Annotated in this window: 12 protein-coding genes; 3 read left to right on the forward strand and 9 right to left on the reverse strand. The window is 71.2% G+C overall.

Annotation, left to right across the window (positions count from 1 at the left end; translation table 11 throughout):
- Positions 1–41: 41 nt before the first annotated feature.
- Positions 42–941, reverse strand: a complete 900-nt coding sequence (locus ACGFR7_RS21635; protein WP_393321546.1) for a class I SAM-dependent methyltransferase — start codon at positions 939–941, stop codon at positions 42–44.
- A gap of 202 nt (positions 942–1143) precedes the next feature.
- Complete coding sequence (locus ACGFR7_RS21640) at positions 1144–1806, reverse strand: TetR/AcrR family transcriptional regulator (RefSeq protein ID WP_393321549.1); 663 nt, start codon at positions 1804–1806, stop codon at positions 1144–1146.
- A gap of 609 nt (positions 1807–2415) precedes the next feature.
- Between ACGFR7_RS21640 and ACGFR7_RS21645 the strand changes: the two genes are divergently transcribed.
- Positions 2416–3231: an SAM-dependent methyltransferase gene (locus ACGFR7_RS21645; protein WP_393321552.1), complete on the forward strand. Its 816-nt coding sequence runs from the start codon at positions 2416–2418 to the stop codon at positions 3229–3231.
- Between the two features lie 108 nt (positions 3232–3339).
- Here ACGFR7_RS21645 and ACGFR7_RS21650 read toward each other — a convergent pair whose 3' ends face one another.
- Entirely contained in the window at positions 3340–4248 is a 909-nt protein-coding gene (locus ACGFR7_RS21650) for a helix-turn-helix domain-containing protein (RefSeq protein ID WP_393321555.1), read from the reverse strand.
- Positions 4249–4360: 112 nt separating this feature from the next.
- Positions 4361–4603 carry a DUF397 domain-containing protein gene (locus ACGFR7_RS21655; protein WP_392375694.1) on the reverse strand — a complete coding sequence of 81 codons (243 nt, stop codon included), beginning with the start codon at positions 4601–4603 and terminating at the stop codon, positions 4361–4363.
- A 195-nt stretch (positions 4604–4798) separates the two neighbouring features.
- On the opposite strand from ACGFR7_RS21655, the gene ACGFR7_RS21660 reads away from it, so the two are divergent.
- Positions 4799–5305: an ATP-binding protein gene (locus ACGFR7_RS21660; protein ID WP_393321558.1), complete on the forward strand. Its 507-nt coding sequence runs from the start codon at positions 4799–4801 to the stop codon at positions 5303–5305.
- Between the two features lie 151 nt (positions 5306–5456).
- The gene (locus tag ACGFR7_RS21665) at positions 5457–6389 is read left to right on the forward strand and encodes a LysR family transcriptional regulator (RefSeq protein WP_393321561.1); all 933 of its coding nucleotides are present in this window, start codon (positions 5457–5459) and stop codon (positions 6387–6389) included.
- Positions 6390–6431: 42 nt separating this feature from the next.
- Here ACGFR7_RS21665 and meaB read toward each other — a convergent pair whose 3' ends face one another.
- The 5 genes from meaB to ACGFR7_RS21690 form a co-directional block, all read right to left on the reverse strand.
- Positions 6432–7433: a methylmalonyl Co-A mutase-associated GTPase MeaB gene (gene meaB / locus ACGFR7_RS21670; RefSeq protein ID WP_393321564.1), complete on the reverse strand. Its 1002-nt coding sequence runs from the start codon at positions 7431–7433 to the stop codon at positions 6432–6434.
- A gap of 10 nt (positions 7434–7443) precedes the next feature.
- The gene (gene scpA, locus ACGFR7_RS21675) at positions 7444–9675 is read right to left on the reverse strand and encodes a methylmalonyl-CoA mutase (RefSeq protein WP_393321565.1); all 2232 of its coding nucleotides are present in this window, start codon (positions 9673–9675) and stop codon (positions 7444–7446) included.
- Positions 9675–11558, reverse strand: coding sequence for a methylmalonyl-CoA mutase small subunit (gene mutA, locus ACGFR7_RS21680; RefSeq protein WP_393321568.1), 1884 nt, complete (start codon positions 11556–11558; stop codon positions 9675–9677). The genes scpA and mutA overlap by 1 nt, the downstream gene beginning before the upstream one ends.
- 224 nt (positions 11559–11782) lie before the next feature.
- Entirely contained in the window at positions 11783–12457 is a 675-nt protein-coding gene (locus tag ACGFR7_RS21685) for a hypothetical protein (RefSeq protein WP_393321571.1), read from the reverse strand.
- A complete protein-coding gene (locus tag ACGFR7_RS21690; RefSeq protein ID WP_393321758.1) occupies positions 12454–14037 on the reverse strand; it encodes an ATP-binding protein in 1584 nt (527 codons plus the stop codon). The genes ACGFR7_RS21685 and ACGFR7_RS21690 overlap by 4 nt, the downstream gene beginning before the upstream one ends.

A 14037-nucleotide genomic window follows, 5' to 3' on the forward strand; every position in this document is an offset into this window, starting at 1 on the left:
GGGGGTCGGAGGGCCGCCGGGTGCCCGCGCCGGCCGCTGGTTCAGGCCTTCACCGCCCGTAGCGCATACAGCAGCGGAATGATCGGCTCCGACGGCGGGAGACGCCACCAGCCGTTCTCGGACGGCACCATCGCGTCGAACCGCTTCCAGGGCAGCAGCTCGGTCTCCCGGACCAGCTGTACGGTCAGACCCGCCCCGACCACGGCGGAGATGACCTCCCCGAGGCCGTGCCGCCACTCGTAACTCGTCGTGGCGCCCTGCACCGGCGGACCGTCGGTGTACGTGGACGGAGTATCGCTCCTGAGCGGACCCCGGCCGCCCAAGTAGTCGTGATGGAGCTGGAGTTGCTGCCGGTCCGGGCCCGGCGTCGGCCCCAGGGAGTCGAGCAGAGGATGGAACTCGACGAGGTAGAACGTCCCGCCGGGCCGGAGCAGCGCGCTGACGATCCCGGCCCAGGTGGCCAGATCGGGGAGATAGCACAGCGCGCCCTTGCCCGTGTAGATCACATCGAACCGGCGCTCACCCAGCGCCTCCACGGCCCGGTGCACATCGGACCGGACGAATTCCATGCTCCGGCCGCCCTCCTCGGCGAGCCGCCGCGCCTCCGCGACCGCCTTCGCGGAGAAGTCGAGCCCCACCGTGCGCGCGCCCCGCGCGGCGAACGCGGCGGTCTCGGTGCCCAGATGACACTGCAGATGCAGCACGTCCCGCCCGGCCAGATCGCCCAGATCCGTCCACTCGAACGGCGCGAACCAGTCCTCGGCGGTCCGGGAGCCGTCCAGGCCGTAGAACTCGCTGGCCACATGGACCGGCGTACGGGCATCCCAGTTCGCCTCGTTGGCACGCACCATCTCCTCGGTGGTGGGCTCCTGGAGGGTGGGTGCCGCGGTGGTGGGTGAGGCCCCCGGGGCGGTCGACAACTCACTCTGCTCTGTGGTCATCCCTCTCTTGTACCGGCCGGGCGGGGAAGTCGGCCAGTACCGCTCGGCGCGGCAGGCGCGGCAGGCGCGGCAAACGGGGCAGGCGCAGCCGACGGGACGCGGCGCGGTGGGCGTGGCAGGGCACGGCAGGCGGCTGCCGGGCACGCCAGGCACGCCAGGCGGCTGCCGGGCACGCCGGGCACGCCAGGCACGCCAGGCACGCCTAAGGCTCACGGGCCCATGGCTCCCCGGCCGGCGTCGCCCACACCTCGCCGTCGAGGACATTGCGCATCCCCACCCACACCATGTTCATCAGCCGCAGGGTGATCCGCTCCGGCGGCTCGTCGGGGTGGAGCGTCATCCAGTCGGTGAGCGAGTCCGCCGCACCGACCAGGGTGTACGTCACGAAGCCGGCCTCGTCATCGGGGCAGGCGGGCCCGGTGTCCGCCTTGCCGCCGGCCCGGACCAGTCCCGAGACCTCCGTCATCACCGCCCGCCGGGTCCGGACCAGCTCCGTCGCGATCGCCGGGCTCAACTCCGCCGCCTGGCGGTGCAGCACCACCCAGCTGTCCCGGTGTTCGGTGACGAAGGTGAAGAACGCGAGCAGCCCTGCCCGCAGCCGCAGTTCGGCAGTGTGCGCAGGGCCCGCGGCAGCGCGTAAGGCGGCCACCAGGCGCTCGGCCTCGCGCCGCAGACAGGCGAGGAACAGCCCCTCCTTGGAGTCGAGGTAGAGATAGACCATCGGCTTGGAGATTCCGGCGAGTTCAGCGATCTCGTCGACCGAGGCGGCGTGGTAGCCGCGCTTGGCGAAGACCCTGATCGCCGCGTCGATGATCTGCTGCTCCCGGACCGGCCGGGGGACACGTCGCCTGCGTATGTCAGTCATTGGCGCCAGCCTATCGTAACCCTACTGGCCAGTAATGTTACGCAAAAGTAAGGCAGTGGGCGGGGGTGGGGCGCTTCGGCGGTATTACCCGTGGGTGTAAAGCGGTCCGATCGTGGTAGGCGAACTCACACAACGCCCCGCTCCGCAACGGCTGTTGCTCGGGTGTCTGCCGAGGTGGAACCGGATGCGGCCCGGCTCGGTGTGCTCCTGTCCGGGGCGGGCCGCGCGGGGGGTGTGCCCGGCGTTGGGTGTCGCCGGGGGAAGAGGAACGGGCCGCCGCCCGTGAGTGGCGTGGCGGCGGCCCGTACCCCCGGTCGGGGTCTTCGGTTCCAGGATGCGGGGTCGGATGCAGGGTCCGATGCGGGTGATGGCGCGGGCCTGGGGCGCGATCTGGCCGGTTGAACACCCCGTATTCGTACGCTTGTTGGGGCGCTCGTCCGTGCCGGCCGACCGGCACCCGCCACTTCTTCCCAAGGGACCCTGCCGCTCGTCTGCAACAACCGCCCTGTGATGGGTATGTTGGGGGCTCGCAGCGTGTGGTCACTCCTGTACGGAGCGATCACCCCTGCCCCATGGCTGATGACTGTCGAAGCGACGGGAAAGTGTGGAATGAGCCAGGAATCACGACCGCAGTCCGGGGCCGTCGATGTCAGCATCCCGAGTGTGGCGCGGATGTACGACTACTACCTGGGCGGCAAGGACAACTACGCCGTTGACCGCGAGGCCTGCGAGGAGCTGAGCAAGGTCGTCCCGAGTACCCAGGTGCTGGCGATCAACAACCGGCGTTTCCTGCAGCGGGTGGTCCGATGGCTGGCTCGCGAACACGGCATCCGTCAGTTCATCGACCACGGCTCAGGCCTGCCGACCCAGGACAACGTCCATCAGGTCGCGCAGCAGGTCGACCCGGACTCCCGGGTGGTGTACGTCGACAACGACCCCATCGTGCTGGCGCACGGCCGCGCGCTGCTGGAGGAGAACGCCCGTACCGCCGTGATCCAGGCGGATATGCGGGACACCGAAGGCATCTTCGGCAGCCCGGAGGTCGAGCGGCTGATCGACTTCGACCGGCCGGCCGCCGCGCTGTTCGTCTCGGTCCTCCACTGCATACCCGATGCCGATGACCCGGCCGGGCTCATCAAGAGGGTCGCCGACCGGCTGGCCCCCGGCAGCTTCCTGGTGGTGTGCCAGCTGGTCAGTGAGGATGCCGCCACTCGCGACTTCGTCACCGAATTCATGCGGGTCAGCACGCACGGACAGTGGGGCCGGGTGCGGCAGGCCCATGAGCTGGCCGGGTTCCTGGAGGGACTGGAGATCCAGGAGCCGGGCCTGGTGGAGGTCTCCACCTGGAAGCCGGACGCGGACCTCGGTCCCAAGCAGCTCACCCAGGAGTGGATCGAATTCGGCGGGGTGGCCCGCAAGCTGTAGCGTGCGCGGACCGCGCAGGAAAGCGGGGCGGGGCGCCCGATGGGCACCCCGCCCCCTTGTTGAGGTTCCTGTTCCGCGCGTCAGCTTCCGCGCTTCGGCTTCCGCCCGTCAGCTCTCCTGCTTGAGCAGCCGCTCCAGGATCGCCAGGGACTCGCGGGGCGACTCGGACTGCGCGCTGAGACGGTCCATCACCGCCAGGTAATGATCGACGTCATCGCGCTTGTCCAGGTAGAGCGCGCTGGTCAGCTGCTCCAGATAGACGATGTCCGGCAGATCCGGCTCCAGGAACCGAAGGATCGTGATCGGACCACCGGCCGCCGCCAGACCGCCCAGGCTGAACGGCGCGATCTGCAGTGTGACGTTCGGCAGCTCGGCCATCTTCAGCAGATGTCTCAGCTGGCCTGCCATCACCTCAGGACCGCCGAGCGGACGACGCAGTGACGCCTCGTCGATCACGGCCCATACCCGCGGCGCATCCGGGACGGTCAGCAGCTCCTGACGCTGCACACGCAGCTGCACCCGCCGCTCGATCTCCTCCGGAGTGGACCGCGGATGACCGAGCTGCGCCACCGCGCGGGCGTAGTCCGACGTCTGCAACAGGCCCGGCACGAACTGGACTTCGTAGGTACGGATCACCGAGGCGGCCTCTTCGAGGCCGATATGCGTCTCGAACCAGCCGGGCAGTACGTCGTTGTACTGATGCCACCAGCCCGGACTGCTGGTCCTGCGGGCCAGCTTGAGGAAGTCGGAACGCACCGCGTCGTCCGTGACGTTGTAGAGCGTCAGCAGATCGGCGACATCCCGCTCCTTGCAGCTCACCCGGCCCAGCTCCAGGCGGCTGATCTTCGCGTGGGAACCCCGGATGGCGTCTCCGGCGGCCTCACGGGTGATGCCCGCCCCTTCACGCAGCCGGCGAAGCTGGGTGCCCAGCACGATCCGCAGGACGGTCGGGCCACCCCGCGGATGTTCCAGGTAGCGGCGCAGGGACGGATCGCTGCTCGGCTGCGCGGCGGTCATGCTGACTCCCCTGAGTGGTCGGGCGAACGCCCAGTGTCCCACCGCCCCGCGCGCTTCGTACAGCCGGGGCGACTATCCGATCGACATATGCGCCAATCGCGGCGGCGCATCGTCAGTGGCCGGCGATGAGATCGTCGAAGTCACCGTCCTTGGCTCCCTGGACGAAAGCCACCATCTCGTCGCGGGTGTAGACGAGCGCCGGGCCCGAGGTGAACCGGGAGTTGCGCACCGCCACCCCGCCGTCCGAAAGAACGGCCAGCTCCACACAGTTGCCGCTGGGATTGCTGCGGCGGCTCTTGCGCCAGACGGCGCCTTCGATGCTGGTCGCCTGCATGCCGTTGGTCACCGGCTCCATAACAGTTGCTCCTTGCTGGAGGTCTCTCCTCCGACCGGCCCCGAGCCTGCGATCACCTTGGCGTGAACAAGCCCCTGGGCGACCGTCCTTACTGATGTAATTGCAGATGCACTTGCATCATGTGACGGCTGACGAGGATATTAGCCCTCCGAGGCAGTCCGGCCCAGCCCTGAAATCCCCCTCGCGGAGATGTTGATGACCACACATCCGGCAGAGACCGTGCACGACGCCCTTCGGGAGGAACCGTGTGAGGGCGGATGGTGGATGCCGGCCCCCGACGGCTTCGCCGCCTGCGCCCTCAGCGGCTCCGCGAGCACCGTGCCGGAAGCCCGCCGGTTCGCCCGGGCGACCCTCGCGGGCTGGCAGATGTGCGCGGATGTGGCTGATGACGTGGCCCTGGTCGTCTCCGAACTCGTCAGCAACGCCCTGCGCTACGGCACCAAGGACGCGGGGGACGACGACGCCGTCGAGGCATCCGTCCCCTTCTGCAACGCCTGGCTCGCGCTGACCCGGCAGAACTCCGCCGTGCTGTGCGCGGTCTCGGACGCCGGAACCGACGCCCCCGTCGTCATGCCGCCCAACGCCCTGTCGGAATCCGGACGCGGTCTGCACATCGTCGACCAGCTGAGCGACTCCTGGGGCTGGACACCGCCGGACCGGATGGGGAAGACGGTGTGGGCGACGGTGTCGAGGCGCGGCTGAGGCGGGTCCGCGGGGGGCGTGGCGCGGGCTCTCTCCCGCGCCACGGGGCACGACCCCGCGGAAGGCGGCACGACCCCGCGGAAGGCGGCACGGTTTTGCCGTGTGACGATTCCCGGGTCGCCCTCACCCGAGCGGAAGGCCCGAGAAGCCGATGGATCTGCTGTCCCTGCGCTACTTCCGGGAGGTCGCGCGCCGGGAGCACGTCAGCCGGGCTGCCGAGGAACTACGGGTGGCCCAGCCCTCGGTGAGCCGGACGATCGCCCGGCTGGAGGCCGAGCTGGGCGTGCCGCTCTTCGACCGGCAGGGTCGCACCGTCCGGCTCAATCGCTACGGCGCCGCGTTCCTGGCCCGGGTCGAACGGGCGCTGGACGAACTCGACGACGCGCGGCGGGAGATGGCCGATGCCGCCGGGCTGGACGACGGCTCCGTCGCCGTGGCGGCTGAGACCCTGTTGCCCCTCACCGAACTGCTGGCCCGATTCCGCGCCGCCCACCCCGGGGTCATCGTCCGCTGCCTGCAGTCCACCCCCGACGTGATGCGTGATCAGTTGCGGTCCCGGGAGGTCGACTTCTGCATCGCCTCCCAGCCGCTGTCCGGGCCCGGTCTGGGCGCCGTGCGGCTCTCGCGCGAAGAGGTGCTGCTCGTGGTGCCCGCCGGTCATCCGCTGGCCGCCCGGGAGCGGGTCACGGTGGCCGAGATCGCCGATGAGCCCTTCATCACCACCAGGGCCGGGCACTGGCAACGTGCCCTGCTGGAGCGGCTGTTCAGCGTGATCGGGCGGCGGCCGGTGATCTCCTGTGAGGGCGATGAGCCGGGTGCCACGCACTTCCTGGTGGCAGCCGGCCTCGGCATCGGCCTGATCCCCGCGCTCGCCCGCGCCGAGCTCCCGCAGGTGCCGCTCGCCTGGCTGCACCTCGACACCCCTGACTGCGTACGGACCCTGAGCCTGGTCCGGCGCGAGGACAGCTATCTCTCCACGGCCGCCGGACGGTTCCGTGACATGGCCGTGGCACACTTCGCGGCACGGGGACGAGGTGACCGGCCGGGGGAGGCGCGGCGGGGGGAGGCATCAGGGTCCCGGTAGCGCGGAACTCCCCTATGCCTCGCCCGTCAGCCCGTCAGCCCGTCAGCCCGCAAGGCCGTCCCCGAGCCCGAAGGCCTGCAGCAGGCGTTCGGCGGCCAGCGTCGCGGTGATCTCGCCGTCGCGCACCGCCTGTTCCACGCCGGGGCCCAGCCGGCGCACCTCGGGGTGCTCCTGGAGGCGGTCGATCAGCCGGTCGCGCACCATCGACCAGGTCCAGTCGACCTGCTGGGCGCGGCGCCGCTCGGCCAGTGCGCCGGTGGACTCCAGGAGGGTGCGGTGCTGCTCGACCCGCTCCCAGACCCCCTTCAGACCGGTGCCCTCACGGGCGCTGCAGGTCAGTACGGGAGGCGTCCAGGCCGCGTCCGGGGGCTGCAACAGGCGCAGTGCACCGGACAGTTCGCGGGCCGCCGAACGGGCATCCCGCTCGTGCGGGCCGTCGGCCTTGTTGACGGAGACCAGGTCCGCCAGCTCCAGTACCCCCTTCTTGATGCCCTGGAGCTGGTCGCCGGTGCGGGCCAGGGTCAGCAGCAGAAAGGTGTCGACCATGCCCGCGACGGTGGTCTCGGACTGGCCGACGCCGACCGTCTCCACCAGGACCACGTCGTAGCCCGCGGCCTCCATCACCACGATGGACTCCCGGGTGGCCCGCGCCACCCCGCCCAGCGTGCCGGAGGTGGGGGAGGGGCGGACGAACGCCGCCGGGTCCGTCGCCAGCCGCTCCATCCGGGTCTTGTCGCCCAGGATGGAGCCGCCGGTACGGCTGGAGGACGGGTCGACGGCGAGCACCGCCACCCGGTGCCCGGCACCGGTCAGCAGCGAGCCGAGCGCGTCGATGAAGGTCGACTTGCCGACGCCCGGCACCCCGCTGATGCCCACCCTGCGGGCCGCGCCGGAGTGCGGCAGCAGCTCGACCAGCAGCCGCTGGGCCGCCGCCCGGTGGTCGGGCCGGGTGGACTCCACCAGGGTGACGGCGCGGGCGATCCAGGCGCGAGAGCCCGCGCGGACCCCCTCGGCGTACCGTTCGACATCGATCGTCGCAGGCATGACCCCCCGCTCAGAGCTCGTGGCCGAGGACCGACGCCAGGTCCCGCACCAGGTCGTGCGCGGCCTCCGGGATGACCGTGCCGGGCAGGAAGACCGCGGCGGCGCCCATGTCGCGCAGCGGCTGCACGTCCTGCGGGGGGATCACCCCGCCCACCACGATCGTGATGTCCTCGCGGTCCTCGGCGGCCAGTGCCTCCTTCAGCGCGGGCACCAGGGTCAGGTGCCCGGCCGCCAGCGAGGACACCCCGACGATGTGGACGTCCGCCTCCACGGCCTGGCGGGCGACCTCGGCCGGGGTCTGGAACAGCGGGCCGACATCGACGTCGAAGCCCAGGTCGGCGAAGGCCGTGGCGATCACCTTCTGGCCGCGGTCGTGGCCGTCCTGGCCCATCTTGGCCACCAGGATGCGCGGCCGGCGCCCCTCGGCGCGCTCGAACTCGGCCACCAGGTCCCGGGTGCGCTCGACACCGGAGGAGGGGCCCGCTTCGTCTCGGTACACACCGGAGATCGTACGGATCTGGCCGGAGTGCCGCCCGTAGACCGACTCCAGGGCGTCCGAGATCTCGCCGACCGTCGCCATCGCACGGGCCGCGTCCACCGCCAGCGCCAGCAGATTGCCCTCCAGCCCCTCGCCAGGACCGGACTCGGCCGCCGCGGTCAGCGCCCGCAGCGCCGCCTGGCAGGCGTCCTCGTCGCGCTCGGCACGCAGCCGCTTCAGCTTCTCGATCTGCTGGGCGCGCACCGAGGAGTTGTCGACCTTGAGGACTTCGATCTCCTCATCGGTCTCCACCCGGTACTTGTTGACGCCGATCAGCGCCTGCCGCCCCGAGTCGATCCGCGCCTGGGTACGGGCCGCGGCCTCCTCGACCCGCAGCTTGGGGATGCCCGCGTCGATGGCCTTGGCCATCCCGCCGGCCGCCTCGACCTCCTCGATGTGCTGCCAGGCCCGCCGCGCCAGGTCGTGGGTGAGCTTTTCGACGTAGGCGCTGCCGCCCCACGGGTCGATGACCCGGCAGGTGCCCGACTCCTGCTGCAGGAACAGCTGGGTGTTGCGGGCGATGCGGGCGGAGAAGTCGGTGGGCAGCGCGAGCGCCTCGTCCAGGGCGTTGGTGTGCAGGGACTGGGTGTGGCCCTGGGTGGCGGCCATCGCCTCCACACAGGTCCGCGTGACGTTGTTGAAGACGTCCTGCGCGGTCAGCGACCAGCCCGAAGTCTGCGAATGGGTGCGCAGGGAGAGGGACTTGGGGTTCTTCGGCTCGAAGCGCTGGACCAGACGCGCCCACAGCAGCCGGGCCGCCCGCAGCTTGGCGATCTCCATGAAGAAGTTCATGCCGATCGCCCAGAAGAACGACAGCCGCGGCGCGAAGGAGTCCACGTCCATGCCCGCCGCCATGCCCGCGCGCAGGTACTCCACCCCGTCCGCGAGGGTGTACGCCAGCTCCAGGTCGGCCGTCGCGCCCGCCTCCTGGATGTGGTAGCCGGAGATGGAGATGGAGTTGTAGCGCGGCATCTTCTGCGAGGTGTACGCGAAGATGTCGGAGATGATCCGCATCGAGGGCTGCGGCGGGTAGATGTAGGTGTTGCGGACCATGAACTCCTTGAGGATGTCGTTCTGGATGGTCCCGGCCAGCTTCTCGGGCGGTACGCCCTGCTCCTCGGCGGCCACGATGTAGAGGGCGAGAACGGGCAGCACCGCGCCGTTCATCGTCATCGACACCGTCATCTTGTCCAGCGGAATGCCCTCGAAGAGCTGCCGCATGTCGTAGATCGAGTCGATGGCGACGCCCGCCATGCCGACGTCGCCGGTCACCCGCGGGTGGTCGCTGTCGTAACCACGGTGGGTGGGCAGGTCGAAGGCGACCGACAGGCCCTTCTGGCCGGCCGCGAGGTTGCGGCGGTAGAAGGCGTTGGACTCCTCGGCGGTGGAGAAGCCGGCGTACTGCCGGATCGTCCAGGGCTGGTTGACGTACATCGTCGGGTACGGGCCGCGCAGATACGGCGTGATCCCCGGGTACGTGCCCAGGAAGTCCAGGCCGTCGAGGTCCGACTCGGTGTACAGCGGCTTGACGTCGATGCCCTCCGGCGTCTCCCACGTCAGATCCGCCACGCCCTTTCCGGTGGACTGCGCCACGGCCTCGGCCCACTCCCCGGTGCCGCCGGCGGCGTCCGCCGCGGCCGGCTTGCCCAGTTCGACCGTGCTGAAGTCCGGGATGGCGCCCGTCTGCTGTGTCGTGTCGTTCATCACGCCACCTCCGTGACATCCAGGGCCGAGGACAGCACCTCGACCGCGTCGCAGCCCGCGAAGACGAAGGAGTCCACCCCGGCCGCTGTGAATTCCTCCCGGCGCTCACCCGGCTTGCCGGCCAGGTGCACCCGCAGCGCCCCCGCCGACTTCAGCGCGGTCGCCACGGCCGCCGCCTGCTCGCCGTACACCGCGTCGCTCGAACACAGACAGGCGATCCGCGCGCCACTGCGGGCGAACGCCTCGGCCACCGACTCCGCGTCCACCGGCGCGGCCTCCTGCACCGTCTCGATGCCGCCGGCCTGGAAGAGATTGGCGGCGAACGTCACCCGCGCGGTGTGTGCCGCGACCGGGCCCAGCGCGGCCAGGAAGACCTTCGGCCGGGCGCCGCTCGCCGCCAGACGGTCATCGGAGCGCGACCGCAGCAACTCGTAGGCATCGTCCCTGCGCACCCGCGGCAGCCCTCCGCCGATCGGGTCGGGCGCCGGCTCGCGGTGCACCGGGGCCTCGGCGAGATGCGGGAACTCGCTGACCCCGGTGATCGGTTCGCGCCGGTGGGCGAGGTCCTTGCCGCGGCGCTCCCAGGTACGGGCCAGCCGCCCGGCGATCATCCCGGACCGCAGCGCCGCGGCCTGACCGCCCGCGCCCTCGATCTCCTGGAAGAACGCCCAGGCCGCACCGGCCAGCTCGTCGGTCAGGCTCTCCACATACCAGGAACCGCCCGCCGGGTCGATCACCTTCGACAGGTGCGACTCCTCCAGCAGCACGGACTGGGTGTTCCGGGCGATCCGGCGGGCGAACGCATCGGGCACGCCCAGCGCGGCATCGAACGGCAGGACCGTCACCGCATCCGCGCCGCCCACGCCCGCGGACAGCCCGGCGACCGTGGTCCGCAGCATGTTCACCCACGGGTCCCGACGGGTCATCATCACCGTGGAGGTGACGGCGTGCTGGCGCTGCGCGGAGGCCGCGGGCGAGGCCCCGCAGACCTCGGCGACCCGCGCCCACAGCCGCCGGGCGGCGCGCAGCTTGGCGATCGTCAGGAACTGGTCGGCGGTGGCGGCATAGCGGAACTCCAGCTGCCGGCAGGCGTCGTCGATGCCCAGGCCGGACTCCGTCAGCTGCCGCAGGTAGGCGACACCGGTCGCCAGCGAGGCGCCCAGTTCCTCGGCCGCGGAGCCGCCCGCCTCGTGGTACGGCAGCGCGTCCACGGCCAGCGCACGTACTCCGGGCGCCTCCGCGGCGCAGCGCGCGGCGATCCGGGCGGCCGACTCCCCCTGCAGGCGCAGCTTGGCGTCGTCGCCGGTACGGGCCAGCAGACCGAGCGGGTCCGCGCCCAGGCAGCCGACCGCCTCGGTGAGCGGCGCGCCGGACGCGGTGTACAGCCGCAGCAACTCCTCGGCGGCGGGCGCGAAATCGGCACCGGCGTCCAGCACCACGGCGGCCAGGTCCAGATAGACACCGTCGAGCGCGCGCTGTAGGCCGTCCACCGGCAGCCCGCCGTCGCCGACGGCCAGCCAGACCGAGGTGACGCCGTTTTCCAGGTCGGCCAGTACCGCTTCATTGGCACGCACCGGATCGGTGTGGACATGGCGCTGGCGTACGTCCCACCCGGCGACGGTCGTACCCTCGGGCCGGCCGGCCCGTACGAACGGCCAGAAGCCCGGAAGGCCCAGGGAGCCCGTGGCGTCCTCGGCGGTGTAGAGCGGGCGGATGCGGATGCCGTCCTGCAGATCGGTGGCGAGCGCGTCCTCGGCGGCGGTGCCCGTCGCCTCTGTGGCGCCCGATTTGCGCAGCACACCTTCGACGAGGCGCTGCCACTGCTCTCGATCGGCATCGGGGAAGGCGGCGGCCAGGGGGAGTTCGGGGGACTCGGCGGTCATAGCAGCAGGCTAGGCGAACGACCGTTAGCTGGAGCAGGGGCTCCAGCTGTGACCTTGCACTCGTTGACCTCCCATGGATCTTCATATTTATGCGCCGGAAGGGGCAGGTGGGACGGTTCGGCCGTACGGTGCCGAGTCATCTTTTTCCCCGCGGGACGCGCCTGCCACGGGCCGCCGCGGAGGTTCACGGGGCCTTCGGGGAAGGCCCGTGGGCGGGAGACCGCTCAGCCCGTCGGGTCCGGTTCCGCCGCCTTCGGGCCCGAGTCGATCGTGCCGCTGCCGCTGCCGCTGCCGGCCCCGGTCGGGCTGGGCTCCACGACGGGGAAGGCATTGTTGCCACCGCACACCATGGGGCCCACGCGCACGGTCTTGCTCACCAGCGTCACGGAGACCTCCCCCGACGGCTTGTTTCCGGGCACCCGGGCATTGGCCGCGGTACATACCAACTGGTTCAGCGAGGCGGAGTCCAGTCGCTTGACGTCCATCGGCAGGGTGATCACGACACTGCCCACATGGGTGGTGGCGGTCAGCGGGCCGGGGAACTTCGGCAGCACGCTGGACAGGCCGCGCATCCGCTCCGCGTGGTTCGGCCCCTTCATCAGCATGTCGATGGCCATCTCCGGGTCGACCGGCACCTTGGCCCGCCGGGTCGCGGAGCGCAGGCCGGAGGGCCCGTAGAAGAACAGCTGGACATCGGCCGCGGGCTGGCCCGGTGACTTCACGCCGGTGGCGGGCTCGCCGGCGTCGATGACATCGGTGGGGGCGATACCGCAACCGGTCAGGCCGCCGGCCAGCGCGCCGGTGAGTACGCCGGCCAGTACACCGGTGAGCCCGCCGGTCAGCACCCGCCGGCGGGCACGCGTCGCACGCAGGGCGTTCAGGACGTTCGCGGCGCTCATGCGTGCAGCTCCTTTCCGGCTGCGGACCGCAGTCCGCCCCGGTCGTCCTCCGCGGTCCGCTCGTCGGCCGTCCCTCCGTCGTCCGGCGGGCCGTCGTCCCCTTCGGTCGCCGGCCCGCCCGCCTCCCGGTGGCGCAGCGGCAGATCCACCGTGAACACCGCGCCCCCTTCGGGGCAGTTGGCGGCGCGCATGGAGCCGCCGTGCAGCCGTACGTTCTCCTGCGCGATGGCCAGGCCCAGGCCGCTGCCCTCCGAGCGGGCGCGGGCGGAGTCCGCCTTGTAGAAACGGTCGAAGACATGCGGCAGGACCTCGGGGTCGATGCCGGGGCCGCTGTCGGAGATCTCGATCAGCAGCCGGTCCGCGCCCGGCTCCGGGACGTGCAGCCGCACCCGGACCGGCTCGCCGCCGTGGTGCAGGGCATTGCCGACCAGGTTCGCGACCACCACATCGAGCCGCCGCGGATCGAGTCCGGCCCGTACGTCCGCGGGCAGTTCCGCCGTCACCCTGTTCTGCCAGGCCCGGGCCTGGAGGGTCTTGCGGATGGTCTCGCCGACATCCACCTCGTCCAGATGGAGCGCCGCGGCCCCCGCGTCAAAGCGCGACACCTCCATCAGATCTTCCACCATCCGCGCCAGCTTCCCGGTCTCCTGGCTGATCAGCCGGACCGCGGAGGCGGTGTCGGGGTCGAGGGAGTCGGCGTCCTCGTCGAGCACATCGGTCACCGCGGTCATCGCCGCCAGCGGTGTCCGCAGCTCGTGCGAGACATCGGCCGCGAACCGCCGGGAGTTGGACTCCAGGCGGCGCAGCTCGGCCATGCTCTCCTCCAGCCGGGCCGCCATGTCGTTGAAGGTCCGGGACAGATCCGCGATCTCGTCGGCGCCCTTGACCTCCAGCCGGGTGTCCAGCTTGCCCTCGGCGATCCGTCCGGCGGCCTGCCGCAGACCCCGTACGGGCCGCAGTACGCCGCGTGCGGCGAGCAGCGCCAGGACCACGGTCAGTACGAGTACCGGCAGCGCGCCCCGCTGGGCCGCGCTCACCAGCGCCTCGACATTGGACTCCTCGGCGCTCAGCGGGAGTTGGGCATAGACGGTCAGCGCGGAGGCCCGGCCGTCGGACTGCCGTACCGGCATACCGATCAGCAGCCAGGGGTCCCCGCCGCGGTCCACGCGCTGGAAGGCCGGCACATGGCGCTTCTCCACCGACCCCTTGAGGTCGTCCGGTATCACGACGTCGCCCCGCAGGCTGCCGTCGCCACTGTCCCGTACGCCGCTGTAATGCACGGAAATGTCCCATTCGCGGGACTTCCCGGAGCGCTCCAACTGGGCGCGCAGGGACTCCAGATCCGCCTGGGACGGCGGGACCGGGAGCTCGGGTGCCAGCGAGTTGACCTGCGCCCTCAGGTCGTTGACGGCAATGTCCTGGGAGCGCTGCAGTATGGCGTTACGGGCTTCCTGGTAGGTCAGCAGAGCGGTGGTCAGCGCACTGACGGCGGCCACCACCAAGAACCCCACGACGAGCCGGGCCCGCAGCCCCCGCAGCAACTGGGGGTTCCCGGTCCGCAGGCGGGGCAGGGCCGGCAT

The organism is Streptomyces sp. NPDC048516 (assembly GCF_043199875.1).
GTDB lineage: Bacteria > Actinomycetota > Actinomycetes > Streptomycetales > Streptomycetaceae > Streptomyces.

Coding starts and splice junctions, on each gene's coding strand:
- mutA (WP_393321568.1), bottom strand. CDS start 11,558: ATGACCGCCGAGTCCCCCGAACTCCCCCTGGCCGCCGCCTTCCCCGAT.
- ACGFR7_RS21640 (WP_393321549.1), bottom strand. CDS start 1,806: ATGACTGACATACGCAGGCGACGTGTCCCCCGGCCGGTCCGGGAGCAG.
- ACGFR7_RS21655 (WP_392375694.1), bottom strand. CDS start 4,603: ATGGAGCCGGTGACCAACGGCATGCAGGCGACCAGCATCGAAGGCGCC.
- ACGFR7_RS21650 (WP_393321555.1), bottom strand. CDS start 4,248: ATGACCGCCGCGCAGCCGAGCAGCGATCCGTCCCTGCGCCGCTACCTG.
- ACGFR7_RS21635 (WP_393321546.1), bottom strand. CDS start 941: ATGACCACAGAGCAGAGTGAGTTGTCGACCGCCCCGGGGGCCTCACCC.
- ACGFR7_RS21645 (WP_393321552.1), top strand. CDS start 2,416: ATGAGCCAGGAATCACGACCGCAGTCCGGGGCCGTCGATGTCAGCATC.
- ACGFR7_RS21665 (WP_393321561.1), top strand. CDS start 5,457: ATGGATCTGCTGTCCCTGCGCTACTTCCGGGAGGTCGCGCGCCGGGAG.
- meaB (WP_393321564.1), bottom strand. CDS start 7,433: ATGCCTGCGACGATCGATGTCGAACGGTACGCCGAGGGGGTCCGCGCG.
- ACGFR7_RS21660 (WP_393321558.1), top strand. CDS start 4,799: ATGACCACACATCCGGCAGAGACCGTGCACGACGCCCTTCGGGAGGAA.
- scpA (WP_393321565.1), bottom strand. CDS start 9,675: ATGAACGACACGACACAGCAGACGGGCGCCATCCCGGACTTCAGCACG.
- ACGFR7_RS21685 (WP_393321571.1), bottom strand. CDS start 12,457: ATGAGCGCCGCGAACGTCCTGAACGCCCTGCGTGCGACGCGTGCCCGC.
- ACGFR7_RS21690 (WP_393321758.1), bottom strand. CDS start 14,037: ATGCCGGCCCTGCCCCGCCTGCGGACCGGGAACCCCCAGTTGCTGCGG.